This is a genomic window from Pseudomonas sp. FW306-02-D09B (genome assembly GCF_058782685.1).
On sequence record NZ_JBYSXY010000004.1, the window covers coordinates 284,870 to 311,161 of the forward strand.

21 protein-coding genes and 1 pseudogene are annotated in these 26,292 nt (G+C 60.6%); 8 read left to right on the forward strand and 14 right to left on the reverse strand.

Translation table 11 applies throughout. The features are described from left to right. Positions 1-116: 116 nt before the first annotated feature. The 5 genes from purT to AC3WK5_RS09855 all read right to left on the reverse strand — a co-directional run bounded on the left by purT (position 117) and on the right by AC3WK5_RS09855 (position 3,516). Complete coding sequence (gene purT, locus AC3WK5_RS09835) at positions 117-1,298, reverse strand: formate-dependent phosphoribosylglycinamide formyltransferase (RefSeq protein WP_054593855.1); 1,182 nt, start codon at positions 1,296-1,298, stop codon at positions 117-119. A 99-nt stretch (positions 1,299-1,397) separates the two neighbouring features. Continuing rightward, a complete protein-coding gene (locus AC3WK5_RS09840) occupies positions 1,398-1,865 on the reverse strand; it encodes a VUT family protein (RefSeq protein ID WP_103319608.1) in 468 nt (155 codons plus the stop codon). A 248-nt stretch (positions 1,866-2,113) separates the two neighbouring features. After that, complete coding sequence (locus AC3WK5_RS09845) at positions 2,114-2,329, reverse strand: DUF1289 domain-containing protein (RefSeq protein WP_103319610.1); 216 nt, start codon at positions 2,327-2,329, stop codon at positions 2,114-2,116. Next, the gene (locus tag AC3WK5_RS09850; RefSeq protein ID WP_007936184.1) at positions 2,326-2,850 is read right to left on the reverse strand and encodes a gamma carbonic anhydrase family protein; all 525 of its coding nucleotides are present in this window, start codon (positions 2,848-2,850) and stop codon (positions 2,326-2,328) included. Before AC3WK5_RS09850 ends, AC3WK5_RS09845 begins: the two co-directional genes overlap by 4 nt. A 66-nt stretch (positions 2,851-2,916) precedes the next feature. Continuing rightward, positions 2,917-3,516 carry a CoA pyrophosphatase gene (locus tag AC3WK5_RS09855; RefSeq protein ID WP_103319612.1) on the reverse strand — a complete coding sequence of 200 codons (600 nt, stop codon included), beginning with the start codon at positions 3,514-3,516 and terminating at the stop codon, positions 2,917-2,919. A gap of 148 nt (positions 3,517-3,664) precedes the next feature. Here AC3WK5_RS09855 and AC3WK5_RS09860 point away from each other — a divergent pair, with 148 nt between their 5' ends. The 7 genes from AC3WK5_RS09860 (at position 3,665) to nagE (ending at position 12,386) form a co-directional block, all read left to right on the forward strand. Further along, positions 3,665-4,216: an NUDIX hydrolase gene (locus AC3WK5_RS09860; protein ID WP_054593859.1), complete on the forward strand. Its 552-nt coding sequence runs from the start codon at positions 3,665-3,667 to the stop codon at positions 4,214-4,216. Between the two features lie 39 nt (positions 4,217-4,255). Further along, positions 4,256-4,759, forward strand: coding sequence for a L,D-transpeptidase family protein (locus AC3WK5_RS09865; protein WP_054593860.1), 504 nt, complete (start codon positions 4,256-4,258; stop codon positions 4,757-4,759). A 469-nt stretch (positions 4,760-5,228) separates the two neighbouring features. After that, complete coding sequence (locus AC3WK5_RS09870) at positions 5,229-5,960, forward strand: GntR family transcriptional regulator (RefSeq protein WP_071551701.1); 732 nt, start codon at positions 5,229-5,231, stop codon at positions 5,958-5,960. Between the two features lie 31 nt (positions 5,961-5,991). Next, complete coding sequence (gene nagA / locus AC3WK5_RS09875; protein ID WP_103315688.1) at positions 5,992-7,098, forward strand: N-acetylglucosamine-6-phosphate deacetylase; 1,107 nt, start codon at positions 5,992-5,994, stop codon at positions 7,096-7,098. After that, positions 7,091-8,101: an SIS domain-containing protein gene (locus tag AC3WK5_RS09880; protein ID WP_371919125.1), complete on the forward strand. Its 1,011-nt coding sequence runs from the start codon at positions 7,091-7,093 to the stop codon at positions 8,099-8,101. Before nagA ends, AC3WK5_RS09880 begins: the two co-directional genes overlap by 8 nt. Positions 8,102-8,125: 24 nt before the next feature. Beyond that, positions 8,126-10,642, forward strand: a complete 2,517-nt coding sequence (gene ptsP, locus AC3WK5_RS09885; RefSeq protein ID WP_103315690.1) for a phosphoenolpyruvate--protein phosphotransferase — start codon at positions 8,126-8,128, stop codon at positions 10,640-10,642. A gap of 28 nt (positions 10,643-10,670) precedes the next feature. Further along, on the forward strand, positions 10,671-12,386 hold the full coding sequence (gene nagE, locus AC3WK5_RS09890; protein WP_103315691.1) for an N-acetylglucosamine-specific PTS transporter subunit IIBC: 1,716 nt from the start codon (positions 10,671-10,673) through the stop codon (positions 12,384-12,386). Between the two features lie 252 nt (positions 12,387-12,638). On the opposite strand, the gene AC3WK5_RS09895 is transcribed toward nagE, so the two are convergent. The 3 genes from AC3WK5_RS09895 to purL form a co-directional block, all read right to left on the reverse strand. Then, on the reverse strand, positions 12,639-13,028 hold the full coding sequence (locus tag AC3WK5_RS09895; protein ID WP_103315693.1) for a DUF6124 family protein: 390 nt from the start codon (positions 13,026-13,028) through the stop codon (positions 12,639-12,641). 1,065 nt (positions 13,029-14,093) lie between these two features. Further along, positions 14,094-14,405: a YqfO family protein gene (locus AC3WK5_RS09900; protein ID WP_054593868.1), complete on the reverse strand. Its 312-nt coding sequence runs from the start codon at positions 14,403-14,405 to the stop codon at positions 14,094-14,096. A 5-nt stretch (positions 14,406-14,410) separates the two neighbouring features. Further along, positions 14,411-18,307, reverse strand: a complete 3,897-nt coding sequence (gene purL, locus AC3WK5_RS09905; protein ID WP_103315694.1) for a phosphoribosylformylglycinamidine synthase — start codon at positions 18,305-18,307, stop codon at positions 14,411-14,413. A 286-nt stretch (positions 18,308-18,593) separates the two neighbouring features. Between purL and mltF the strand changes: the two are divergent. Beyond that, a pseudogene (gene mltF, locus AC3WK5_RS09910) lies at positions 18,594-20,056 on the forward strand (membrane-bound lytic murein transglycosylase MltF). A gap of 125 nt (positions 20,057-20,181) precedes the next feature. Here the strand turns inward: mltF and pdxJ are convergent. The 6 genes from pdxJ to lepA all read right to left on the reverse strand — a co-directional run bounded on the left by pdxJ (position 20,182) and on the right by lepA (position 26,185). Then, complete coding sequence (gene pdxJ / locus AC3WK5_RS09915; protein WP_054593871.1) at positions 20,182-20,925, reverse strand: pyridoxine 5'-phosphate synthase; 744 nt, start codon at positions 20,923-20,925, stop codon at positions 20,182-20,184. A 49-nt stretch (positions 20,926-20,974) separates the two neighbouring features. Beyond that, the gene (gene recO / locus AC3WK5_RS09920; protein WP_103315695.1) at positions 20,975-21,664 is read right to left on the reverse strand and encodes a DNA repair protein RecO; all 690 of its coding nucleotides are present in this window, start codon (positions 21,662-21,664) and stop codon (positions 20,975-20,977) included. Positions 21,665-21,761: 97 nt separating this feature from the next. Next, positions 21,762-22,664 carry a GTPase Era gene (gene era, locus AC3WK5_RS09925; RefSeq protein ID WP_054593873.1) on the reverse strand — a complete coding sequence of 301 codons (903 nt, stop codon included), beginning with the start codon at positions 22,662-22,664 and terminating at the stop codon, positions 21,762-21,764. Continuing rightward, complete coding sequence (gene rnc / locus AC3WK5_RS09930) at positions 22,657-23,346, reverse strand: ribonuclease III (protein WP_019691997.1); 690 nt, start codon at positions 23,344-23,346, stop codon at positions 22,657-22,659. Before rnc ends, era begins: the two co-directional genes overlap by 8 nt. A gap of 179 nt (positions 23,347-23,525) precedes the next feature. Continuing rightward, positions 23,526-24,380: a signal peptidase I gene (gene lepB, locus AC3WK5_RS09935; RefSeq protein WP_103315696.1), complete on the reverse strand. Its 855-nt coding sequence runs from the start codon at positions 24,378-24,380 to the stop codon at positions 23,526-23,528. Between the two features lie 5 nt (positions 24,381-24,385). After that, complete coding sequence (gene lepA, locus AC3WK5_RS09940; protein WP_054593875.1) at positions 24,386-26,185, reverse strand: translation elongation factor 4; 1,800 nt, start codon at positions 26,183-26,185, stop codon at positions 24,386-24,388. Positions 26,186-26,292: the final 107 nt, after the last annotated feature.

Sequence of the window (26,292 nt, forward strand, 5' to 3'; positions counted from 1 at the left end):
AAAGCAAAAGCTTCGCGAGCAAGCCCGCTCCCACATTTGACCGATGTGAACACAGATTTTGTGTACCACTGAAATCCAATGTGGGAGCGGGCTTGCTCGCGAATGCCGCGACGCGGTTAGAGCTCTACAACGACAGCCTGAGAGGCACGGGTCGCTTTGGCGCGGGCGGCCTCGATCGACTCGTCACGGGCCAGGGCAACGCCCATGCGGCGCTGACCGTTGACTTCCGGCTTGCCAAACAGGCGCAGCGCCGTATCCGGCTCTGCCAGTGCGGCACCCAGGTTGGCGAAAGCGGTCTGGGTCGACTGCCCTTCCACCAGAATCACTGCCGACGCCGATGGGCCGAACTGACGGATCAACGGGATCGGCAAGCCGAGAATCGCCCGTGCATGCAAGGCGAACTGCGACAGGTCCTGAGAAATCAGGGTCACCAGACCGGTGTCGTGCGGGCGCGGAGAAACTTCGCTGAACCACACCTGATCACCCTTGATGAACAGCTCAACGCCAAACAGACCACGGCCACCCAGGGCTTCGGTCACGGCTTTGGCCACGCGCTCGGACTCCGCCAGCGCAATCGGGCTCATCGCTTGCGGCTGCCAGGATTCTTGATAGTCGCCCTTCTCCTGACGATGGCCGACCGGCGCACAGAACGTGGTGCCGCCGATGTGGCGAACGGTGAGCAAGGTGATTTCGTAGTCGAAGTCGATAAAACCTTCGATGATCACCCGACCTTTACCGGCACGACCGCCTTCCTGCGCGTAATCCCAGGCTTTCTGCACGTCATCGACGCTGCGCAGCAGGCTCTGGCCTTTGCCCGAGGAACTCATGACCGGCTTGACCACGCACGGGAAGCCCAGGTCGTCGACCGCCTTGCGGTAGTCTTCGAAGGTATCGGCGAAGTGGTACGGCGAGGTCGGCAGGTCCAGCTCTTCAGCCGCCAGACGACGGATGCCTTCACGGTTCATGGTCAACTGCGCAGCGCGAGCGGTCGGGATCACGGTGAAGCCTTCGGCTTCCAGCTCAACCAGCGTGGCGGTGGCGATGGCTTCGATTTCCGGCACGATGAAGTGCGGCTTCTCGGCTTCGATCACGGCACGCAGGGCCGCGCCGTCGAGCATGTTGATCACGTGGCTGCGATGCGCCACCTGCATCGCCGGCGCGTTGGCGTAACGATCCACGGCAATCACTTCAACGCCCAGGCGTTGCAGCTCGATCACCACTTCCTTGCCCAACTCACCACAGCCACACATCAATACGCGGGTCGCGGTTGGCGACAATGGAGTTCCGATACGGGTCATCTCAGGTCCTCAAAGGAGCGGATCATCGAGGGATGCGGCGCCAGGCGCGCATCCCTTAGGGAGAAAGCGCGGCATTTTACATGAACCTGAGGGTTTGGCTCAGCTTGCCAGCGCGTTCTTGCGCAAACGCCAGGCCATGGCCAGCCAGACGATGGTCACGCCGGCGAATTTCGAGCCCAGGGCGGTGAGGATCACGCCCGGCGTCAGGGCATCGATCATGCCGAAGAAGATGAAGGTATCCAGCGGAATGCTCAGCGCCGAACTTATCCACAGACGGTCGTGCAACGGACGCTTGGTAATGCTGAATACCAGCCAGTCAATACACTCCGAAACGGCAAAGGCAATGGCGCTGGCCAAGGCGATGGAGGGGTCGGAGGTGAGGTAGGACAACGCCAGCGCCGCCAGCATCGCGACGAGCGCGCCGTGACCGAAACGGGTTTGCACCATGTCGCGCAGCACAAATATCAGGCCACCCCAGGCCGACCAGATGATGTCCAGGTGCGGGGCAGTGGAAAAGGCGTAGTTGATCAGCACGACACTGCTGATGTAAGCAATCAGGAAGAACATGGCGCGCTGGGATACCTGTCAATTTTGTGCACAGGGTACTTCAGGCAAAGAACTCGGCCAAGTTCAGTTCATGAGGTGTACACATCACCTGTGGCGAGGGGGCTTGTCGGAACGCCGCACCACCCCGTTCGGTTGCGCAGCAGCCGCAAAATCAGTAAATGGGTGTGCCTGACAGAGCGCAGTTGCAAGTTTTTGCGCCGCTTCGCAACGCAACGGGGGCAAGCCCCCTCGCCACAAAAGCCCCGGACTCAGGAGCTGGACTTGGAAGGCAACATCCAAAGCACTCCGCTCGATTTGGCCCGCTCATGACACAACCCCAGCACCTTGCGGCGTTCGTCGTTGTCCATGCGGCTCCAGCGGGTAATCTCCTCCACCGTGCGTTGGCAGCCGGTGCAGATGTCGTCCTCATCCAGTGCGCAAATGTTCACGCACGGTGAGCGTACGGGTTTTTCGGTGGCGTTCATTGTTCCTGCTCGACCAGATCGCGGGCATAGCGCTGCGAGTTATGCACATAGTGCGCGGCGCTGGCTTCGAGCATTTTCTTCTGCGGCTCGGTCAGTTCACGTACTACTTTGCCCGGCGAGCCCATGACCAGCGAACCGTCAGGAATTTCCTTGCCTTCGCCGATCAGCGAGTTGGCGCCGATGATGCAGTTCTTGCCGATTTTCGCGCCGTTGAGGATCACCGCGTTGATGCCGATCAGGCTGTAATCGCCCACCGTGCAGCCGTGCAACATGGCGTTATGACCAATGGTTACTCCGGTGCCGATGGTCAACGGATAGCCCATGTCGGTGTGCATCACCGTGCCGTCCTGCACATTACTGTTCTTGCCGATCAGGATCAGCTCGTTGTCGCCGCGCAACACGGCGTTGAACCAGACGTTGGCGCCCTCTTCCAGTTTGACCTTGCCCACCAGCACGGCGTTAGGTGCGACCCAGCTCTGCGGGTGAGTTTCGACGCGGGCGTCGCCCAGGCGGTATTTCATCTTATTGTCCTCAAGGCCAGGCAGGCTCACTTGCAAAGCAGGCTTCACGCCATACGCGCGACGGTTTCAAATATTAATAAAGCTTTTCGGTGGTTGATGCAGGCTGATCTGCGCGTCATAGAGCAGGTTGATCAGCTCGACGATCATGATTGCGGTCAGGCCCCAGATCTTGTATTCGCCGAAACGGTAGCTCGGCACATACCAGCTGCGGCCCTGATAATCGATGCGGTGCGTGTGTTCACGCGGGTCCTTGCGGAAGAACTCCAGCGGTACGCTGAACACTGCGGCAATTTCAGCATCGTTGGCCCGGTACTCGACGAAGTCCGGAATCACCCCGACGTAAGGCGTGACCTTGATCCCGTGCAGGGAGATCAACGGACTCAACGGGCCGATGACTTCCACCAGACCGGGTGGCAGGCCGATTTCTTCTTCGGCTTCGCGCAATGCGGTGAAAATCAGGTCCGGGTCTTCCGGATCGCGTCGCCCGCCGGGGAAGGCCACTTCACCGCCGTGGGTCGAGAGCCCGCTGGCACGCAGGGTCAGAACCAGCTCCGGTTCATCACTGCGGGTGATAGGCACCAGGACCGCGGCCTCCGGAAAACGCAGGTCGGTTTCCAGCGTGCGCGGCGTGTGGTTGCTTACCCGATGCAGTAGCTCGTCCAGCATGAGTGCTCTCGATTTGTTAGCTACCTTGCATCATGCACCAAACACATCGACCGCCCAACCCCCCGAACCATGGCATGTCGCTAAACGACAACTTGCCGACAGACACCACCGCGCGCCAAGATAGGCGCAGCATTTTCGGAAGCCCAGCATGAAATTCTGCAGCCAGTGCGGTAACCCGGTCACCCAACGCATTCCTGAAGGCGACTCGCGCCTGCGGTACGTCTGCGACCAGTGCCAGACCATTCATTATCAGAACCCGAATATTGTCGCTGGCTGCCTGCCAATCTGGGGTACTCAGGTGTTGTTATGCCGGCGCGCCATCGAGCCGCGCCGCGGTTATTGGACCTTGCCGGCCGGTTTCATGGAAAACGGTGAAACCATCGAACAGGCAGCCATTCGCGAAACCGCCGAAGAAGCGTGTGCACGGGTGCGCAACCTGAACATCTATACGCTGATCGATGTGCCGCACATCAGCCAGGTGCACGTATTCTTTCGTGCTGAACTGACGGACCTGGACTTTGCCGCGGGCGAAGAAAGCCTGGAAGTGAGGCTTTTCGATGAAGCCGACATCCCGTGGTCGGAGCTGGCTTTCCGCACGGTCGGCCGTACCCTAGAATGCTTCTTCGCTGACCGCCGGGTAGAACATTTTCCTGTGCGTTCCGAATCAATTCCTCCGCTCGCTCAGCCTGCGATCATTTAAACTATAAAAATACGCCGTACTCTCAGGGATATCGTTTTAATGCGCTGGTTGCTTGCCGCTTTCTGCCTGTCGTTTGTCATGGTTTCCCACGCTGCCACCACGGAGACCCTGGACGGCAAAATCATCGAAAAAGTGTTGGTGCTCAAATCTGCCCATCAGTTGCAGCTGATCAATGATGGCAAGCCACTGCGGACCTATCGCATCTCGCTGGGCAAAAACCCCAAGGGCCCGAAACTGATGGAGGGTGATCGACGCACTCCAGAAGGTTTGTATTGGCTGGACTGGCGCAAGGTCAGCGACCGCTTCAACCTGGCCATGCACATTTCCTACCCGAACATCAGCGATTCCGTCCGCTCGCGCCGCGAAGGTGTGCAGCCCGGTGGCATGATCATGATCCATGGCACCCCGGACACTGAAGAAAACCCTGAAGAGCTGTTCCACACCCTGGACTGGACCGACGGCTGCATTGGTATGCGCAACGTCGACATGCGCGAAGTCTGGGGCCTGGTCAAAGACGGCACGATGATCGAAATCCGCCCATAGCCCTCCCCCCCCCAATACCTGTGGCGAGGGGGCTTGCCCCCGTTGCGCTGCGAAGCAGTGCTAAAACCTGCGACCCCGCTCCATCGGGCTTACCGCGCGTGCCGACTTTACGACTGCTACGCAGCCGAACGGGGCGGTGCGGCGTTCCGACAAGCCCCCTCGCCACAAAAGCCTACCGACCGCATGACTTTCAGCCGTAATCAAAAATAAATAAAAAAAATCACAGCCCTCGTACGCACCAAGGTTGAATACCACTTCACACCACAGGCACTGACGCAGACTGCTATTTCTGCTGCTGCATCCCCCTCCCCTAATACCACTTAAAACCCAATACCGCCGCGCCCTCCAGCGCAGCGCTTACTCGCTCGCCCCTAGTGGACCACTGGCGTTGACATGGTATTTAAGTGGTATTAGTTTTGCGCCATGACCGGGGCAACAACACTCCACTCTCCCCATCGGACCTACACCCATGAACCACATCCTGGCCCTGCGCCCTGACGACACCCAGCCAACGCCGTTGTACCTGCAACTGGCGCGCAACCTGGAAGCGGCGATTCATGCCGGCCAGTGGAAAGCCGAGCAGGCATTGCCGTCGGAACGCAACCTCAGCGAAATGCTGAACATCTCCCGCGTGACCGCCCGCAAGGCGCTGGAAGTGCTGTTCGAACAAGGCTTGATCCGTCGCAGCCAAGGCTCCGGCACCTTCATCACTCCGCGCCTCGAACAACCGCTGTCGCGACTGTCCGGCTTCAGCGAAATGCTCCGCCTCAAAGGTTTCGTGCCGAGTTCGCAATGGCTGGAGCGGGAAATCACCCAGCCGACCCACGAAGAACTGATCCGCCTTGCGCTCTCGCCCTACGACAAGGTCGCGCGCCTCAAGCGTTTGCGTAAAGCCGACGACACCGTGATGGCCATCGAGATGAGCACCCTGCCCGCCTCGATCATTGCCCAGCCGCAAGCGGTCGGGGATTCGCTTTACGAATATCTCGACGGCATTGGCAAACCGGTGGTGCGTGCCCTGCAACACATTCAGGCGATCAACGCCTCGGACGAATTCGCCGCGCTGGTCGGCATCGCCCCCGGCACCGCCATGCTGCTGATGACCCGGGTCGGTTACCTCGAAGACAACACCCCGATCGAAGTCACCGACACCTATTGCCGCAACGACTACTACGACTTTGTCGCAGAGCTGCGTCGCTGAGCCCTGTGTCATTGAAGCCGGAGAACCACTGATGTCCGAAGACAACATCCTCACCGCCCAAGGCTGGATCCGCGGCCGCTTGATCCATGAACACGGCAAGATCGTGCGTATCGAAGGTCAGCTCTGCGACCCGGCGGACAACGACCTGCCTTACCTGCTGCCGGGTTTCATCGACCTGCACGTTCACGGCGGTGGCGGCAAGGACATCATGGAAGGCACGCCGGCCTTCGACACCATCACCAAAACCCACGTGCGTTTCGGCACCACCTCGCTGCTGGCCACCACCATGACCGCGCCACCGGAAGAGATTTCCCGGGTGCTGGCCGAGGTCGGCGAGTTCTGCGAACAGCGCCCGAAAGGCTGCGCCCGGGTACTCGGCGTGCACCTCGAAGGACCGTACATCAACCCTGGAAAACTCGGTGCACAACCGAACTTTGCCCACACCGCGCTGATGGCCGAAGTCGAAGCCTACCTGGCACTGGCGCCGATCCGGGTGATCACCATTGCCCCGGAAATCGCCGGACACGACAAACTGATTCGCGCCCTCAGCGATCGCGGCATTCGCATGCAGATCGGCCACACCCTGGGCAGCTACGAAGAAGGTGTCGCGGCGCTGGAGGCCGGCGCCAGCAGTTTCACCCACCTTTATAACGCCATGAGCCCGCTGCATCACCGCGAACCGGGAATCGTCGGCGCGGCACTGGCCCACGCCAAGTACGCGGAACTGATTCCCGACCTGCTGCACGTGCATCCCGGCGCCATCCGCGTAGCCCTGCGATCGATCCCGTGCCTGTATTGCGTCACCGATTCCACCGCCGCCGCCGGCATGCCGGACGGCGAATACAAGCTCGGCAGCCACACCGTGACCAAATGCCTGGGCGGCGTGCGCCTGCCCGACGGCACGCTGGCTGGCAGCACCCTGACCATGGATCAGGCGCTGCGCAACCTGGTGAAGATCGGCCTGCCACTGGCCGAGGCCTCGCAACGGCTGTCGCAATTCCCTGCCGATTATCTCGGCATCCATGAGCGCGGCCGCCTGCAACCCGGCGCCTGGGCTGACTGCGTGCGTCTGGATCGCTCACTCACACTGACCGCCGTAACGGTCGAAGGAGAAGACATTGACTTCAAAAATGCTTGAAGAGGCGCTGTCCTCGTACAAGGCGGTCGACGCTCAGTTGCAGCAACTGGACCCGCAGATGATCGAGATTGCCGGACGCCTGAACCGTCAGCCGCCGCAAGTGGCGATGACGGTCGCCCGTGGCAGTTCCGATCACGCCGCCAGCTACTTTGCCTACCTGACCATGCAGCACGTCGGTATTCCGGTGGCATCGCTGCCGATGTCGGTGGTGACCATGCAGCAAGCGCCGCTGAAGGTCAGTGGTCAGGCGGTATTCGCGTTCTCGCAGTCCGGGCAAAGTCCGGACCTGGTCAACAGCCTGCGTCTGCTGCGCAAACGTGGCGCCCTGAGCATTTCGATGGTCAATGCCGAGAACTCGCCACTGGAGGCCGCCTGTGAATTCAGCCTGCCGCTGTGCGCCGGTACCGAAAGCAGCGTCGCCGCGACCAAAAGTTTCATCGCCACCCTCAGCGCCAGCGCGCGGCTGATCGCCCACTGGAAGCACGACGCCGAATTGCTGCAAGCAGGCCTCGCGCTGCCAGAAGGATTGCGCGACGCCGCCACGCAGGACTGGAGCTTGGCGGTCAACGTACTGCGTGACTGCCAACGCTTGATGGTCATCGGCCGTGGTGCCGGGTTCGCGATTGCTCAGGAAGCGGCACTGAAACTCAAGGAAACCTCGGCGATCCAGGCCGAAGCCTTCAGCAGCGCCGAAGTCAAACACGGGCCAATGGCACTCATCGACGACAACTACCCCCTGCTGGTGTTCGCCCCGCGCGGCGCCGAACAGGCTGGCTTGCTGAGCCTCGCCGCCGAGATGCGTCAGCGCGGTGCCCGCGTGTTGCTGGCCGCCCCGGATGACGTCAGCGAACGCGACCTGACGCTGAGCCGCGCCGAGCACCCGGCGCTGGACCCGATACTCGCCATCCAGAGTTTCTACGTCATGGCGGCCGGCCTCGCAGTCGCCCGCGGCATGGACCCGGACCAGCCGCGTCACTTGAGCAAAGTGACCCGGACCCATTAACACGCCAGATTCGAGTACCGAGCCATGCATAACAACAATAAAGACCTGACCCTCAGCGCCCCGCTCAGCGGCCCGGTGCTCACGCTCGCCAAGGTTCCCGACCCGGTGTTCGCCAGCGGCGCCATGGGCGACGGGATTGCCATCGACCCGCTGAACAACACCCTGCACGCACCGTGTGCCGGGGTGGTGGTGCATGTTGCCCGCACCGGCCATGCCGTGACCCTGCGCGCCGACAATGGCGCCGAACTGCTGCTGCACCTGGGCCTGGACACCGTCGAGCTGCAAGGCGAAGGGTTCTCGATGCTGGTCAAGGAAGGCACCCGCGTCAGTAATGGCCAGGCGCTGCTGCGCTTTGATCTGGACCAGGTCGCGCAAGGCTGCAAAAGCCTGGTCAGCCTGTTGATCCTGACCAACAGCGAAGACTTCCAGGTGCTGCCGATCACCCTCAAATCGGTCAAGGTCGGCGAGCCGTTGCTGCACATCGTGCCAAGAACCACCCACAGCGCACAGGTCGAGGCAGACAGCTCAGGTGCCGAGGTTCACGGGCACATTCGCATCATCCATCGCGGCGGTCTGCATGCACGACCAGCGGCGCTGATCCGCCAGACCGCGCACCTGTTCAACAGCAAATCACAGCTGCATTTCGCCGGTAAATCGGCGTCGTGCGACAGCCTGATCGGGCTAATGGGCCTGGGGATTGGCGAGCAGGACGAGGTTCAAGTCAGTTGCAAGGGCGCGGACGCCAAGGCGGCGCTGCAAGCCTTGTTGAACGCCTTGTCCACGGCGGTCAACGACGACAGCCACGCGGCCGCACCGACACCGATTGCCCTGCGTACCCGTACCGCCGAAGCCGGCGTGCTCAATGGTGTCTGTGCAGCGCCGGGCCTGGTCGGCGGCCCGCTGTTCCAACTGGCGGCCATCCCTCTACCGGAAGACACCGGCAAGCATAACGCCGAAGAACAACTGCAAGCCCTCGACCGTGCGCTGGAACAGGTTCGCTGCGAAATCCGCGAAACGCTGTCCCACGCCAAAAAGCACAAACACACCGAAGAGGAACAGATTTTCGCCGCCCACCTGGCGCTGCTCGAAGACCCGGCGCTGCTTGAAGCGGCCATCCAGTCGATCGATCAGGGCAGCGCCGCCACCCACGCCTGGAGCCAGTCGATCGAGGTGCAATGCGAGGTGTTGCAACAGCTCGGCAACCCACTGCTGGCCGAACGCGCCAACGACCTGCGCGACCTCAGGCAACGGGTACTGCGCGCCTTGCTCGGTCAGGACTGGCACTACGACGTACCGGCCGGCGCTATCGTCGCCGCACATGAACTGACCCCTTCCGATTTGCTGCAACTGAGCCAGCAAGGCGTCGCCGGGCTGTGCATGGCCGAAGGTGGCGCGACCTCCCACGTGGCGATTCTTGCCCGTGGCAAAGGCCTGCCGTGCCTGGTTGCCCTCAGCGCCTCACTGCTCCATCTACCGCAAGGCCAATCGGTGGTGCTGGACGCCGATGGTGGACGCCTGGAGCTGACGCCCGACAGCCAACGCCTGGAGCAAGTCGCCCAGGCCCAGCGTGAACATCTGCAACGCCGCGAACACCAACAAGCGCAAGCCCACACCCCGGCACACACCCGTGATGGTCTGCGGATCGAAGTCGCGGCCAACGTGGCCTCCAGCAATGAGGCGGCTGATGCGTTGAAAGGCGGCGCCGATGGCGTTGGCCTGCTGCGCACCGAGTTTCTGTTCGTCGATCGCCAGACCGCACCGGATGAACAGGAACAGCGCCAGGCCTATCAAGCGGTGCTGGATGCCATGGGCGACAAGTCGGTGATCATCCGCACCATCGACGTCGGCGGCGACAAACAACTCGACTACCTGCCGCTGCCGGCCGAAGCCAACCCGGTGCTCGGCCTGCGCGGCATCCGCATGGCGCAGGTGCGCCCGGAGCTGCTCGACCAACAATTGCGCGCACTGCTGCAAGTTAGCCCGTTGCAGCGCTGCCGGATTTTGCTGCCGATGGTCACCGAGGTCGACGAATTGCTGTACATCCGCCAACGCCTCGATGCCTTGTGCGCCGAGCTTGCGCTCACGCAGCGTCCAGAACTGGGGGTGATGATCGAAGTCCCGGCCGCGGCGCTGCTCGCCGAGCAATTGGCGGAACACGCGGACTTCCTGTCCATTGGCACCAACGACCTGTCCCAATACACCCTGGCCATGGACCGCGACCATGCCGGTCTCGCCGCACGGGTCGATGCCCTGCACCCGGCGCTGCTGCGGTTGATCGCCCAGACCTGCATCGGTGCCGCCAAGCATCAGCGTTGGGTCGGTGTTTGCGGCGCGCTGGCCTCCGATCCGCTGGCGACCCCGGTGCTGATTGGCCTGGGTATCAGCGAGCTGTCCGTCAGCCCGCCGCAAGTCGGTGAAATCAAGGAGCGCGTCCGCCAACTGGACGCCGCCGACTGCCGACGCTTCAGCGCCACCCTGCTCAACCTGAGCAGCGCCACGGCGGTGCGTCACGCCTGTCATCAACATTGGCCTCTGAGCTAAAAACAACAAGAACACAGGGAGATACGCCATGTACCAACTCTTCATCGAAGGCTTGCAGCGCCTCGGACGGGCGCTGATGCTGCCCATCGCGATCCTGCCGATTGCCGGCCTGTTGCTGCGTCTGGGCGACACCGACCTTTTGAACATCGCGATCATCCACGACGCCGGGCAAGTGATCTTCGCCAACCTGGCGCTGATCTTCGCCATCGGCATCGCAGTCGGGTTCGCCCGGGACAATAACGGCACCGCCGGGCTGGCCGGGGCGATTGGTTACCTGGTGATGGTCTCGACGCTCAAGGTGCTGGATACGAGCATCAACATGGGCATGCTCGCCGGGATCATCAGCGGCTTGATGGCCGGCGCGCTGTACAACCGCTTCAAGGACATCAAGCTACCGGAATACCTGGCGTTCTTCGGCGGCCGGCGCTTCGTGCCGATTGCCACCGGGTTCAGCGCCGTTGGCCTAGGCGTAATCTTCGGTTTGATCTGGCCGCCGATCCAGCACGGCATCAACAGCTTCGGCCAACTGCTGCTGGAAAGCGGCAGCATCGGTGCCTTCGTCTTCGGCGTGTTCAACCGCTTGCTGATCATCACCGGCCTGCACCACATCCTCAACAACATGGCGTGGTTCATCTTCGGCAGCTTCACCGACCCGACCACCGGCGCCATCGTCACCGGCGACCTGGCACGCTATTTTGCCGGCGACCCGAAGGGCGGCCAGTTCATGACCGGGATGTTCCCGATGATGATCTTCGGTCTGCCCGCCGCCTGCCTGGCGATGTACCGCAACGCCCTGCCGGAACGCCGCAAAGTCATGGGCGGGATCTTCCTGTCGATGGCCCTGACCTCGTTCCTGACCGGCGTCACCGAGCCAATCGAATTCGCCTTCATGTTCCTCGCACCGCTGCTGTATTTGCTGCACGCGCTGCTGACAGGCATGGCGATGGCCATCACCAACGCGCTGAACATCCATTTGGGCTTCACCTTCTCCGGCGGCGCCATCGACATGGCACTGGGCTGGGGCAAGTCCACTAACGGCTGGCTGGTGTTCCCGGTAGGCCTGGCGTACGCGGTGATCTACTACGTGGTGTTCGACTTCTGCATCCGTCGCTTCAACCTGAAGACACCGGGGCGTGAAGGTGTCGTCGTCGGTGAAAAGGTGGTGCTGAGCGAAAATCAACGCGCCGGAGCCTACATTCAAGCCTTGGGCGGTGCTGAAAACCTGATCACCGTCGGCGCTTGCACCACGCGCTTGCGCCTGGAAATGGTCGACCGCAACAAAGCCTCCGACAGCGAATTGAAAGCCCTCGGCGCCATGGCCGTGGTTCGCCCCGGCAAAGGCGGCAGCTTGCAGGTAGTGGTCGGGCCGCTGGCGGACAGCATCGCCGATGAAATTCGCCAGGCGATGCCGACTGCTGGTTCAGCTTTGGTAGCCGCTGTAGTGGTGACCGAAGAAGCGCCGAAAGCAGCACCCGTGGAGACACCAGAAGCGCAGAAATGGCTTATCGCCGTGGGTGGCAGCGACAACGTGCTGCAACTGGATTGCGTGGCCATGACCCGGATTCGCCTGCAACTGGCGGATGGGAAAGCGCTGTCGGAATGTCAGCTGAAGGACCTGGGTTGCCAGGGTGTCAGCGCGTTGGACGGTGGCGTGTGGCACCTATTGATTGGCGACAAGGCGTTGAGTTTGAGTGAGGCGCTGGAGGGCTTGGTGAATCGTAGTGAGGTCAGCGCCAAAGTCTGAAAATCGACACAACTCCTGTGGCGAGGGAGCTTGCTCCCGCTGGAGTGCGGAGCACTCCCAAAACCGGGCAACCCATATTTCCAGAAACAACGCTTAGCCGATTTTACGACTGCTTCGCAGCCGAGCGGGAGCAAGCTCCCTCGCCACAAAGTACATCCGAACCTCGACGTTCCCCGCCCAACAAAAAACCGCTGACCGTTTCCGGCTCAGCGGTTTTTTCGTTTTGTGGCGCATGAATGACCTGCTGCGCCGCTATTCCTTGACGTAAAACTGATCCGACTCCGACGGGTTGTAGTCATCCAGCGCCTTGTCCACCAACAGCAGAGCGCCATCGACCATCCGGCAAATCGCCAGCGCCACGCTGCGTCGCGAACCCTCGATCTCGAATGCCAGGTCGGCGGCCATGACCTTGACCGACGCCAGATCTTCCGAGGCATTGGCCAACAGGCTTTCGAGGCCCACGTCGGGCGCAACGCTGAACAGGCGGTCTGAGCGCAGATCGCTGAAGCGCAGTTTGGCGAGCGTGGGTTTCAGGTAGTGATCGAGGGCACGGTGGGCGGCGTCGTGGAGCTTTTTTGAATCGAGGGATTCGTAGGGGGAGACGTCGTCGTGTTCTGGGGGGGTGGAGTTGTCTTTGATCATTGTGGAGCTCCTGAGAAATTATTGGAGCGACCGGCATCAGTTGTAGATGCGGCGCCTGTAAGCGCCTAACAAATTATCGGCGGGCTTGCAGTCCCGGTCGCTGAATTGGCAGCGACATTCAAAGGCTAGAGGCCGTGCTTCCGAGGGGCAACCTTAAAGACTTGTCAGAGATTTCTGCGTTGTCCGTGATGCTGTCGTCGAGTTCCTGCCTCGTCCTACGGGTATTACACAAATGATCGTTCCCATGCTCCGCGTCAGCTCGTGAATCGTGACGCAGAGCGTGGGAACGATCTAATGCCGTTCGCGCACTTACCACTCAGGCCGGCCGGTAGGCCGCCGTGCTTTGCTGTTGATCTTGATCCACCCGCCCCTATCGGGAGGCCGAGTGGAGGTGTTCATCAGGGGGTGGGCGCGCAGCGCCGTACGGCGCAGCCGGACACATCGAGAGGAGGTCGTCGCGCAGCAGACCGTAGGCGATGCCCCCTGATGGACACCGGAGCGAGGGAACGCCGAGCCTAGGCGAGGTGCCGTACGCTTGGGGCGAAGCGTTTTGCTTACTTTTGGGCGTCTGCAAAAGTGAGTCGCTGTAAGAGCGAAACCGTAAGTGGCCGTTACCGCAGGAATGGATATGTACACCTGCAAGAGGTTGGTCGGCTGTCAGGCCGTCATCGCGAGCAGGCTCGCTCCCACAATGGATTGGTGTACATCTGCAGGAGATAGGCCGGCTGTCAGGCCGCCATCGCAGGCAAGCCAGCTCCCACAGGTTTGATTGGGGTACATCTGCGAGAGATTGGTCGGCTGTCAGGGCGCCTTCGCGAGCAAGCCCGCTCCCACAGTTTGGATTGGGGTACATCTGCGAGAGATAGGTCGGCTGTCAGGCCGCCTTTGCAGGCAAGCCAGCTGTCACACTTTTGATTGGTGTACATCTGCGGGAGATGGGTCGGCTATCAGGCCGTTATCGCGAGCAGGCTCGCTCCCACAGTGGAATGAGTGCATTCATTGAATCCCGGGCAATAAGAAACCCGCTGACGAATCAGCGGGTTTCTCATTTCAACGGCAGGAAGATCAGAAATCCTCCAACCGCCATACCTCGTAAGCCGGCGTCTCATAGGGATGACTCTGCTTCAGAGCCGCCACCACAACACCAATCAACTCATCGCTGACCACCAGCTCAACCTTCCATTCCTCAACCTGCTCGACCAGCCCCGCCTGACCAATAAACGGCTGACTACCGTCCAAAGGCCGAAACTGACCCAACCCAAGCACCTGCCACGAACAGTGATCATAAGCACCGATCCGCCCACCACCGGCAGCGAACACAGCCCCCTTGACCACCTCAACATGGCTCTGAGGAACAAAAAAACTGAGCTTGTACACAGCGCTTAGTTCACCCACACACGAGCGTTACGGAACATACGCATCCACGGCGCGTCTTCGTTCCACTCTTCCGAGCGCCACGAGTTCTGCACGGCGCGGAACACCCGCTCCGGGTGCGGCATCATGATGGTCACGCGACCGTCACGGCTGGTCAAACCGGTGATCCCGCGCGGCGAGCCGTTCGGGTTGGCCGGGTAGCGCTCGGTAACCTTGCCGTGGTTGTCGACGAAACGCATCGCCACGCAACCCGACAGATCGGCTTGCAGCAACGCTTCTTCGCTGGCGAATTCAGCATGACCTTCACCGTGAGCGATGGCGATCGGCATACGCGAACCGGCCATGCCCTGCAGGAAGATCGAGTTCGATTCCTGAACCTGAACCATCGCCACGCGCGCTTCGAACTGCTCGGAACGGTTACGCACGAAGTGCGGCCAGAACTCGCTGCCCGGGATCAGCTCGTGCAGGTTGGACATCATCTGGCAACCGTTGCACACGCCGAGAGTGAAGCTGTCGGTACGTTCGAAGAAGCCCTGGAACGCATCGCGAGCACGGCTGTTGAACAGCGCCGATTTCGCCCAGCCTTCACCGGCACCCAGTACGTCACCGTAGGAGAAGCCACCGCACGCCACCAGACCTTTGAACTCGTTCAGGTCGACACGGCCAGCGAGGATGTCGCTCATGTGCACGTCGATCGCGTTGAAACCGGCGCGGTCGAACGCTGCGGCCATTTCCACCTGACCGTTGACGCCCTGCTCACGCAGTACGGCAACCTGTGGGCGAATGCCTTTCTTGATGTAAGGCGCGGCAACGTCCTGGTTCACGTCGTAGCTCAGCTTGACGCTCAGGCCCGGGTTGTCTTCTTCCAGCAGCACGTCGAACTCTTGTTCGGCGCAGTCGGCGTTGTCACGCAGACGCTGGATTTGATAGCTGGTTTCAGCCCACTGACGTTGCAGCAGACGACGCTGGCCTTCGAACACGGTGTCGCCGTTGAAAGTGATGCTGATCTCGCCGTTGTTCATCGGCTGGCCGATCACCGACACGCAGTCACCCAGACCTGCGGCGCTGAATTGAGCAAGGATGTCCGGTGTCGAGTCCTGACGAACCTGGATGACAGCACCCAGTTCTTCGTTGAACAGGATCGCGGCGATGTCGGCAGAAGTTTCTGCCAGACCGTCGAGGTTCAGGCTCAGACCGCAGTGGCCGGCAAAGGCCATTTCCACCACGCTGGTCAGCAGACCACCGTCGGAACGGTCGTGGTAAGCCAGCAGGTGACTGTCGGCATTGAGGCCCTGGATCACTGCGAAGAAGGCTTTCAGGTCTTCGGCGTCATCGACGTCCGGTGCCTGCTTGCCGAGCTTGCCGTGAACCTGAGCCAGGATCGAAGCGCCCATGCGGTTCTGGCCACGACCCAGGTCGATCAGGATCAGGTCGGTGGTGCCCTTGTCCATGCGCAGTTGCGGGGTCAGGGTCTGACGGATGTCAGTCACTGGCGCGAAACCGGTCACGATCAGGGACATTGGCGAAGTCACCGTCTTGTCGACGCCTTCGTCATTCCAGCGCGTGGCCATGGACATCGAGTCCTTGCCCACCGGAATGGTAATGCCCAGCTCCGGGCACAGTTCCATGCCGACCGCTTTGACGGTGTCGTACAGACGCGCGTCTTCGCCCGGGTGACCGGCAGCCGACATCCAGTTCGCCGACAGTTTGATGTCGGAGATCTTGCCGATGCGCGAAGCAGCGATGTTGGTCAGGGTTTCGCCGATGGCCATGCGGCCCGACGCCGGAGCGTCCAGCAGTGCCAGCGGAGTGCGCTCGCCCATGGCCATGGCTTCACCGGTGTAGACGTCGAAGCTGGTAGCGGTGACGGCAACGTCAGCCACTGGAACCTGCCACGGGCCAACCATCTGATCACGGGCCACAAGGCCGGTGATGGTGCGGTCGCCGATGGTGATCAGGAAGCTTTTGCTGGCCACGGCCGGGTGATGCAGAACGCGCTCGACGCAGTCGGCAATGGCCAGGGTCGATGGATCGAAATCGTCGCCCAGTTCGGTTTCGCGAACAGCCGAACGGTGCATGCGCGGGGCTTTGCCCAGCAGCACTTCGAGCGGCATATCCACCGGGCTATTGCCGAAGTGGCTGTCGGTCACGGTCAGTTGCGGCTCGGCAGTCGCTTCGCCGACAACGGCGAACGGGCAACGCTCACGTTCGCAGATCGCCTTGAAACGTTCGAAGTCGGCCGGGCCGACCGCCAGGACGTAGCGTTCCTGGGATTCGTTACTCCAGATTTCGTGCGGGGCCATGCCCGGCTCGTCGTTTGGAATGTTGCGCAGTTCGAAGCGGCCGCCGCGGTCGCCATCGTTGACCAGTTCCGGGAAGGCGTTGGACAGACCGCCCGCGCCGACGTCGTGGATAAAGCTGATCGGGTTGCGTTCACCCAACTGCCAGCAACGGTCGATGACTTCCTGGCAACGACGCTCCATCTCAGGGTTTTCACGCTGTACGGAAGCGAAGTCCAGGTCCGCCGAGCTGGTGCCGGTGGCCATGGAGGAAGCCGCGCCGCCACCCAGACCAATCAGCATCGCCGGGCCACCGAGCACGATCAGCTTGGAGCCCACGAGGATTTCGCCTTTCTTGACGTGTTCCTCACGGATGTTGCCCATGCCGCCGGCCAACATGATTGGCTTGTGGTAACCGCGCACTTCATCGCCACGCGGGGTGGTGATCGATTGTTCGAAGGTACGGAAGTAACCGGTCAGCGCCGGACGGCCGAATTCGTTGTTGAATGCCGCGCCGCCCAATGGGCCTTCGATCATGATGTCCAGCGCGGTAACGATGCGCTCGGGTTTGCCGTACGGCACTTCCCATGGCTGTTCGAAGCCCGGGATTTGCAAGTTGGACACGGTGAAACCGGTCAGGCCAGCCTTTGGCTTGGCGCCGCGACCGGTCGCGCCTTCGTCGCGGATCTCGCCACCGGAACCGGTGGATGCGCCCGGGAACGGGGCAATCGCGGTCGGGTGGTTGTGCGTCTCGACCTTCATCAGGATGTGCACCGGTTCCTGCACCGCGCCGTACTGGCGGGTCTCAGGGTCCGGGAAGAAACGCCCGGCGACAGAGCCGACGATCACCGAAGCGTTGTCCTTGTAAGCCGACAGAACGCCTTCGCTGTGCATCACGTAGGTGTTCTTGATCATGCCGAACAGGCTTTTTTCCTGGCTCTCGCCGTCGATGTCCCAACTGGCGTTGAAGATCTTGTGACGGCAGTGCTCGGAGTTCGCCTGGGCGAACATCATCAGTTCGATGTCGTGTGGGTTGCGCTTCAAGCCAATAAAGGCGTTGACCAGGTAGTCGATCTCGTCTTCCGCCAGGGCCAGGCCCAGCTCGACGTTAGCGGTTTCCAGTGCGGCGCGACCGCCACCCAGAACGTCGATCGCCGTCAACGGCTTCGGTTCGGAGTGACTGAACAGGCCAGCAGCCTGTTCGAGGTTTTCCAGCACGATCTGGGTCATGCGGTCGTGCAGACCGTCGGCAATCAGCTGTGCTTGTGCGTCGGTGAATTCACCGGTCACGTAGAAAGCGATACCGCGCTCCAGGCGCTGGATTTTCGCAAGGCCACAGTTGCGGGCGATATCGCTGGCCTTGCTCGACCAGGGCGAGATGGTGCCGAAACGCGGCAACACCAGGAACAGACGGCCGGTCGGCTCTTGTACCGGAACACTAGGACCGTACTTCAGAAGGCGCGCTAGCACCTGCTGTTCGTCGCCGGTCAGGACGCCGGTGACTTCGGCGAAGTGAGCGAATTCAGCATATAAGCCACTGACAGCCGGGACCTTCTGGCTCAGTTGCTCAAGGAGTTTGCTGTGGCGAAAGGCAGAAAGGGCAGGAGCGCCGCGCAGGATCAACATCTTCGGGACAGCCTCGGAAGGGGGTGTGCTTTGAGGCCGTGCATTCTAGCCTAAACCGCCCGCGACAGCACCCGAAACGCTACACCCGGTATTGTCCGAACGTCGGCCCGGGGCTCAAAGCCTGTAACCCATGCGCATCAAGGGGTGCGCCGGGGGTTATTTTTGTTGTCACAATCAGGCCCGAGCGCCTGTTCTTGCGGGCTTTTGCCGATTTTTGAACGCTCTAGCAGACAAGCCCTTTACTGTCGAGATATGGCGGCCGTGGTCCTTTGCGTATACTGCGCAGATGTTTTCCCCAACGGCTTTGCGTCCGCGATTCGCCAAATGGCTCATCGCAACCGGACTCTTCCTGATGCTCAGTGGCTGTGTTGATAAACCCAACACACTGGAGCGCGTAAAGGAGGATGGCGTGCTGCGTGTGGTTACCCGCAACAGCCCCGCTACCTACTTTCAGGATCGCAACGGTGAAACCGGCTTCGAATACGAGCTGGTGAAGCGCTTCGCCGACGATCTGGGCGTGAAACTCAAGATCGAAACCGCAGACAACCTCGACGACCTGTACGGTCAGTTAGGCAAACCTGGCGGCCCGGTGCTGGCTGCCGCCGGTCTGGTCGGTAGCGACAAACGCAAACAGCAAGTGCGGTTTTCCCACTCGTATCTGGAAGTCACCCCACAGATCATCTACCGCAACGGTCAGTCTCGGCCGACCTCGGCAGCCGATCTGGTCGGCAAGACAATCATGGTGCTCAAGGGCAGCACCCACGCCGACCAACTGGCCGCGCTGAAAAAGAAATATCCCGGCATTGAATACGAAGAATCCGACGCGGTTGAGGTCGTTGACCTGCTGCGCATGGTTGATGAAGGTCAGATCGACCTGACACTGGTCGACTCCAACGAAGTCGCGATGAACCAGGTGTACTTCACTAATGCGCGAGTCGCCTTCGACCTGGGCGACGCCAGCAACCAGAGCTGGGCGGTGGCCGCCGGTGACGACAACAGCCTGCTCAACGAGATCAACGACTTCCTCGACAAGGCGCAGAAAAATGGCACCCTGCAACGGCTGAAAGACCGCTATTACGGGCATGTCGATGTACTCGGCTACATGGGCGCCTACACCTTCGCCGAGCACTTGCAACAACGACTGCCCAAGTACGAGAAGCACTTCAAGGCCTCGGCCAAGGAAGAGAAAGTCGACTGGCGACTGCTCGCCGCAATCGGTTATCAGGAATCGCTGTGGCAACCGGCGGTCACCTCGAAAACCGGCGTTCGCGGCCTGATGATGCTGACCCAGAACACCGCGCAGGCCATGGGCGTGTCCAATCGCCTGGACGCCAAGCAAAGCATCATGGGCGGCGCGAAGTACCTGGCTTACACGAAGGATCAACTCGACGATTCGATCCAGGAGCCGGATCGCACATGGTTTGCGCTGGCGGCCTACAACGTCGGCAGCGGTCACCTGGATGACGCGCGCAAACTTGCAGCCAAGGAAGGACTGAATCCGGACAAGTGGCTGGACGTGAAAAAGATCCTGCCGCGCCTGTCGCAGAAACAGTGGTACAGCAAAACCCGCTATGGCTCTACGCCCGGGGCGGTGAGCCGGTGCATTTTGTGGCGAACATCCGGCGTTACTACGACATTCTGACGTGGGTCACGCAGCCGCAGCTTGAGGGCGATCAGGTCACCCAAGGCAACCTGCATGTGCCGGGCATCGACAAAACCAAACCGCCCGAAGAAAACCCACCGCTCTAGGCACACCCCTCCCCGCCCCTGTAGGAGCAAGGCTTGCCCGCGATAGCATCGCCGCGGTCCGCCAGAATCACCGCGGCGATACTATCGCGGGCAAGCCTTGCTCCTACAGGGTATGGGGTTGAGCGTCAGGCTTTTGCTGCGGCGAGGATCAGCGCTTTCATCTCTGAAACAGCCGACTTGAACCCGACGAACAGCGCATGGGCCACCAGCGCGTGGCCGATGTTCAGTTCGTTGATGCCTTTGATCGCCGCAACTGCTTCGACGTTGTGGTAGTGCAGACCGTGGCCGGCGTTGACGATCAGGCCTTGCGTCAGGCCAAACGCCACGCCATCCGCCACACGCTTCAGCTCTTCAGCCACCGCAGTCGGCGTCTCGGCGTCCGCATAACGGCCGGTGTGCAATTCGATGGCCGGTGCGCCAACACGTTTCGAGGCTTCGATCTGGCGCTCGTCGGCATCAATGAACAGTGACACTTCGCAGCCGATTTTCGCCAGACGATCCACCGCCGCCTTGATCCGCGCTTCCTGCCCTGCCACATCCAGACCGCCTTCGGTGGTCAGTTCCTGACGGGTTTCCGGGACCAGGCAAATGTGCGCCGGACGAATGCGTTCGGCGAACGCCATCATTTCCTCGGTGACGCCCATCTCGAAGTTCATCCGGGTTTGCAGCACGTCCTTGAGCAACAACACGTCGCGCTCTTGAATGTGCCGGCGGTCTTCACGCAAGTGCACGGTGATGCCATCAGCGCCTGCCTCTTCCGCGTCCAGCGCTGCTTTCACAGGGTCAGGGTAACGCGTACCCCGGGCCTGACGCAGGGTGGCAACGTGGTCGATGTTCACGCCAAGAAGAATGCGATTGCTGGTGGTCACGGAAGCGCTCCAGAAGAAGAGAAAGTTCGGTGCACAGCATACGGGTTGATCAGGGCTTGCGAAACAATTCGCGACTGACCAGTGGGCGTCCGCCCAGGTGAACGGCCAACGCCTGACGCATCAAGCGCTTGGCGGCGGACAAGGCACCCGGTGCGCTCCAGTCGGCGTCGGCCATGGCCAACAGTTCGGTACCGTTGAACAGACCAGGCTGCAGCAGGTAAACCCGCTCCAGACCTGCATCGACCTGCAAGCGATACAGGCCGTCGGGCGCGATAGGTTCGCCGTGGATATCCGCGTTCAGCGCAAAGCCGTAGCCCAGGTCATCGAGCAGCCGCCATTCAAATGAGCGCAACAAAGGCTCCAACGGACGCCCTTCGGCCAGCGCCAGCAAGGTCGCGGCGTAATGATCGAATACCGCAGGATGAGGATCTTCGGACGGCAGCAGGCGGATCAGCAGTTCGTTGAGGTAGAGACCACTGAACAGCGCCTCACCATTGAGCCAGGTCGAGACACCGGCGCTTTCCATGCGACCGACGTTCTTCAGCTCGCCCCGACCACGGAACTCGACTTCCAGCGGCACGAATGGCCGCGCCAGCGTTCCGGCCTTGCCCCGCGCACTGCGCAACACCGCCCGCAGCCGACCTTGCGGCGTGAGGAAATCCACCAACGCGCTATTTTCGCGGTAGGCACGACTATGGAGCACGTAGGCGGATTGGCCGGTTGGCGCGGTGGTCGACATCAGAGTCCAAATCTCAGAGGAGATCAACTGTGGCGAGGGAGCTTGCTCCCTCGCCACAAAGGCCAGCACAAGGCCTTGAACCTTGTGCCGATCCTGATTACAGGTCGCCGTAACCCAGCGAACGCAGGGCGCGTTCGTCGTCGGACCAGCCGCCTTTCACTTTCACCCAAAGGTTGAGCATGATCTTGGAGTCGAACAGCAGCTCCATGTCCTTGCGTGCTTCGGTGCCGATGCGTTTGATCCGCTCGCCCTTGTCGCCAATGATGATTTTCTTCTGACCGTCACGTTCGACGAGGATCAACGCATGGATGTGCAGGGTTTTCCCCTGCTGCTTGAACTCTTCGATTTCCACGGTGATCTGGTATGGCAGCTCGGCGCCCATCTGGCGCATGATTTTCTCGCGCACCAGTTCGGCGGCGAGGAAACGGCTGCTGCGGTCGGTGATCTGGTCTTCCGGGAAGAAGTGATCGTTTTCCGGCAAGTGACCGGCGATCACCCGCTCCAGCGCATCGAGGTTGTGCCCGTGCTGCGCCGAAATCGGAATGATCTGCGCGTTCGGCAGCTGTTCCTGCAACCAGCTCAGGTGCGGCATCAGCTCGGCTTTGTCTTCGATGCGGTCGGTCTTGTTCAGCGCCACGATCAACGGGCCCGTCACGTACTGAACGCGCTCGAGCACCATCTGGTCTTCTTCGGTCCACTTGGTGCGATCAACCACGAAGATCACCACGTCGACGTCTTTCAACGCGGCCGAAGCGGTCTTGTTCATGTAGCGGTTGAGGGCTTTCTCGCCACCTTTGTGCATGCCGGGGGTGTCGACGTAGATCGCCTGCACATCGCCTTCGGTCTTGATACCGAGCATGTTGTGACGGGTGGTTTGCGGTTTGCGCGAGGTGATCGCCAGCTTCTGACCCAGGATGTGGTTCAGCAGCGTGGATTTGCCCACGTTCGGACGGCCGACGATGGCGACATAGCCACAGCGAGTTGCAGTTGAATCAGTCATGGCCATTCTCCACGCCCAGGGCAATCAGTGCTGCGGCGGCCGCTACCTGTTCGGCAATACGACGACTCACACCCTGACCTCGGCTTTTTTCGTTCAGTAAGGTGATTTCGCATTCGACGAAGAACGTCCGGCAATGCGGCTCACCCTGGATATCCACCACTTCGTAACGCGGCAGTTCACAGGCACGCGACTGCAAGAACTCCTGCAGGCGGGTCTTTGGATCTTTGTTGGTGTCGACCAGCGTCAGGCTGTCGAACTCGGACGTCAGCCAGGCCAGCACGCGTTCGCGCGCCATGTCCATGCCGGCATCCAGGTAGATCGCACCGATCAGCGCTTCGAGGGCATCGGCGAGGATCGATTCACGGCGGAACCCACCGCTCTTCAACTCACCGGACCCCAGGCGCAGGTACTCGCCAAGATCGAAACCACGCGCCAATACGGCCAGCGTCTCACCTTTGACCAGGCGTGCGCGCAAACGCGACAGCTGGCCTTCGCGAGCCAGCGGAAAGCGGTCGAACAGCGCTTCACCGGCAACGAAGTTGAGAATGGCATCACCGAGGAATTCCAGGCGCTCGTTGTTGCGCCCGGCAAAGCTGCGATGTGTCAGGGCCAGGACCATCAGTTCCTGGTCCTTGAAGGTATAACCGAGCTGACGCTCGAGACGGCTTAAAGAGACGCTCACGGTTTACCCACGCTGAGTTCGTGGTCGACGTCCATCACAGCAACGCTGCTAGGCTCTTGGACAATTAACGCTGTGTTCAAAAATTACATCCTGAATATCGTTGGCTTCATGCATCTGCGGTGACCTTCTGCAGGCTCCAGAAATGCATTCGGCGCTGTGTTCAACAGCGCCGTGGGTGATTACTTGATCAGGCCAACCCGCGAGAAATTCGGCAGGTGACTGAGTTTGGGTTCCGGCCAGCTCATCCAGACGGCGAAGGCCTTGCCGACGATATTCTTGTCGGGAACCATGCCCAGCAGATCCTTGGGAATAGTTGGATCATCCCAGTAGCGACTGTCGTTGGAGTTGTCGCGGTTGTCGCCCATCATGAAGTAGTGCCCGGCAGGCACGGTCCATTGATGGTCCGGGGTTGCGCGGTAGCGGCTCATTTCCTTGCGGATCAGGTGCTCGGCGGCGCCGAGTTTTTCCTTGTAGAGCTCGGCACTGCCCAGCGTACCCGGCTCGGAGCCGACCAGCTGCTCTGCGATCGACTCACCGTTGACGAACAGACGCTTGTCGGCGGTGTAACGAATCTGATCACCCGGCAAGCCCACTACACGCTTGATGTAGTTGACGTTCGGGTCGCTTGGGTAGCGGAACACCATCACATCGCCACGCTGCGGATCACCCACCTGGATGACTTTCGTATCGAGCACCGGCAAGCGGATCCCGTAAGAAAACTTGTTCACCAGAATGAAGTCGCCAACGTCCAGGGTCGGCTTCATCGAACCAGACGGAATCTGGAACGGTTCCACCAGGAACGAACGCAAGACCAGCACGATGAACAGCACTGGAAAGAACGATTTGCCGTATTCAACCAGCATCGGTTCTTTGTTCAGTTTCTCGACCACCATCATGTCTGGCTCAGTGACGCTACCCTGATAAGAGCTAATGGCGGCACGCCGACGCGGCGCCAGAAAGATCAGGTCGAGCAACCCCAACAGACCGCAAACGAAAACGGCGATGACCAGCAACAGCGGGAAATTTAGTGACATAGGACCTAACTATCCAACCTGAGCACAGCGAGGAAGGCTTCTTGTGGAATTTCCACGTTGCCGACCTGCTTCATGCGTTTTTTACCGGCCTTCTGCTTTTCCAACAGCTTGCGCTTACGGCTAACGTCACCACCGTAGCATTTGGCCAATACGTTCTTTCTGAGTGCCTTGACGGTTGTCCGCGCCACAATCTGTCCGCCAATGGCGGCCTGGATTGCCACGTCGAACATCTGCCGCGGAATCAGTTCTTTCATCTTCTCGGTCAACGCACGACCTTTGTAGTGCGCGTTGTCACGGTGCACGATCAACGCCAGGGCGTCGACTTTTTCACCGTTGATCAATACATCCAGCTTCACCAGATTAGCTGATTGATAACGATCGAAATGGTAATCCAGCGAAGCATAGCCGCGACTGGTGGATTTCAGACGATCGAAGAAGTCCAGGACCACTTCGTTCATCGGCAAATCGTAGGTCACCTGGACCTGGCTACCGAGGAACAGCATATCGTGTTGAATGCCACGCTTCTCGATGCACAGGGTAATGACGTTGCCCAGGTGCTCCTGCGGCACAAGAATATTTGCCCGAACGATTGGCTCGCGCATGTCTTCAATAGACGACAGGTCCGGTAGCTTGGACGGGTTGTCGACGTAAATCGTTTCACCGGTTTTCAGCAACAGCTCGAAAATAACCGTCGGCGCCGTGGTGATCAGGTCCAGGTCGTACTCGCGCTCCAGGCGCTCCTGGATGATCTCCATGTGCAGCATGCCGAGGAACCCGCAACGGAAGCCGAAGCCCAGGGCGTCGGAGCTTTCCGGGGTGTATTGCAGCGACGAGTCGTTCAGCGTGAGCTTTTGCAGCGCTTCGCGGAAGTCTTCGAAGTCGTCGGAGCTGACCGGGAACAGACCGGCATACACCTGCGGCTGAATGCGTTTGAAACCTGGCAGCACGTCAACGTCCGGCGTCGAGCTCAAGGTCAGGGTGTCACCTACCGGCGCACCGTGAATGTCCTTGATGCCGGCGATGATGAAGCCTACTTCACCGGCTTTCAGATCAACGGTGGCGGTGTGCTTCGGATTGAACACACCGACGCTGTCGACCAGGTGGATCTTGCCGGTGGACTTCACCAGAATCTTGTCGCCCTTTTTCACGCGGCCGTGGCGCACGCGAACCAGGGAAACAACGCCCAGGTAGTTGTCGAACCAGGAGTCGATGATCAACGCTTGCAGCGGATCTTCGATGTTGCCGGTCGGCGCAGGAATGGTGTGTACCAGACGCTCGAGCACTTCATCGACGCCCAGGCCGGTCTTGGCACTGCACTCGACCGCATCGGTGGCATCGATGCCGATGATTTTTTCGATTTCTTCTTTTACGCGGTCCGGATCAGCCTGTGGCAGGTCGATCTTGTTCAGGACCGGCATCACTTCCAGGCCCTGCTCGATTGCCGTGTAGCAGTTGGCAACCGATTGCGCCTCGACACCCTGACCGGCATCGACCACCAACAAGGCACCTTCACAGGCCGCCAGCGACCGGCTGACTTCGTAGGTGAAGTCAACGTGGCCGGGGGTGTCAATGAAGTTCAGTTGGTACTTGATACCATCACGGGCGGTGTAATACAGGGTAACGCTGTGAGCCTTGATGGTGATCCCGCGTTCACGCTCAAGGTCCATGGAGTCCAGTACCTGGGCTTCCATTTCACGCTCGGCCAGGCCGCCGCACATCTGGATGAAGCGATCGGCCAGAGTCGACTTGCCATGGTCAATGTGGGCGATGATGGAGAAATTGCGGATATGACTCAAATCACTCACGGATCAACACTCAAAAAGGCTGCAGGCATAGCCCGCCGAAAAATAGCCGGGAATTGTACCTGATACACGACGCAAGCGTCACGTTCACAGGTCAACGGTATTGGATA

What these genes read in the sequence shown, in the direction of transcription:
- purT (WP_054593855.1), bottom strand. Translation starts at nt 1,298, where the DNA reads ATGACCCGTATCGGAACTCCATTGTCGCCAACCGCGACCCGCGTATTG.
- AC3WK5_RS09840 (WP_103319608.1), bottom strand. Translation starts at nt 1,865, where the DNA reads ATGTTCTTCCTGATTGCTTACATCAGCAGTGTCGTGCTGATCAACTAC.
- AC3WK5_RS09845 (WP_103319610.1), bottom strand. Translation starts at nt 2,329, where the DNA reads ATGAACGCCACCGAAAAACCCGTACGCTCACCGTGCGTGAACATTTGC.
- AC3WK5_RS09850 (WP_007936184.1), bottom strand. Translation starts at nt 2,850, where the DNA reads ATGAAATACCGCCTGGGCGACGCCCGCGTCGAAACTCACCCGCAGAGC.
- AC3WK5_RS09855 (WP_103319612.1), bottom strand. Translation starts at nt 3,516, where the DNA reads ATGCTGGACGAGCTACTGCATCGGGTAAGCAACCACACGCCGCGCACG.
- AC3WK5_RS09860 (WP_054593859.1), top strand. Translation starts at nt 3,665, where the DNA reads ATGAAATTCTGCAGCCAGTGCGGTAACCCGGTCACCCAACGCATTCCT.
- AC3WK5_RS09865 (WP_054593860.1), top strand. Translation starts at nt 4,256, where the DNA reads ATGCGCTGGTTGCTTGCCGCTTTCTGCCTGTCGTTTGTCATGGTTTCC.
- AC3WK5_RS09870 (WP_071551701.1), top strand. Translation starts at nt 5,229, where the DNA reads ATGAACCACATCCTGGCCCTGCGCCCTGACGACACCCAGCCAACGCCG.
- nagA (WP_103315688.1), top strand. Translation starts at nt 5,992, where the DNA reads ATGTCCGAAGACAACATCCTCACCGCCCAAGGCTGGATCCGCGGCCGC.
- AC3WK5_RS09880 (WP_371919125.1), top strand. Translation starts at nt 7,091, where the DNA reads ATGCTTGAAGAGGCGCTGTCCTCGTACAAGGCGGTCGACGCTCAGTTG.
- ptsP (WP_103315690.1), top strand. Translation starts at nt 8,126, where the DNA reads ATGCATAACAACAATAAAGACCTGACCCTCAGCGCCCCGCTCAGCGGC.
- nagE (WP_103315691.1), top strand. Translation starts at nt 10,671, where the DNA reads ATGTACCAACTCTTCATCGAAGGCTTGCAGCGCCTCGGACGGGCGCTG.
- AC3WK5_RS09895 (WP_103315693.1), bottom strand. Translation starts at nt 13,028, where the DNA reads ATGATCAAAGACAACTCCACCCCCCCAGAACACGACGACGTCTCCCCC.
- purL (WP_103315694.1), bottom strand. Translation starts at nt 18,307, where the DNA reads ATGTTGATCCTGCGCGGCGCTCCTGCCCTTTCTGCCTTTCGCCACAGC.
- recO (WP_103315695.1), bottom strand. Translation starts at nt 21,664, where the DNA reads ATGTCGACCACCGCGCCAACCGGCCAATCCGCCTACGTGCTCCATAGT.
- era (WP_054593873.1), bottom strand. Translation starts at nt 22,664, where the DNA reads ATGACTGATTCAACTGCAACTCGCTGTGGCTATGTCGCCATCGTCGGC.
- lepB (WP_103315696.1), bottom strand. Translation starts at nt 24,380, where the DNA reads ATGTCACTAAATTTCCCGCTGTTGCTGGTCATCGCCGTTTTCGTTTGC.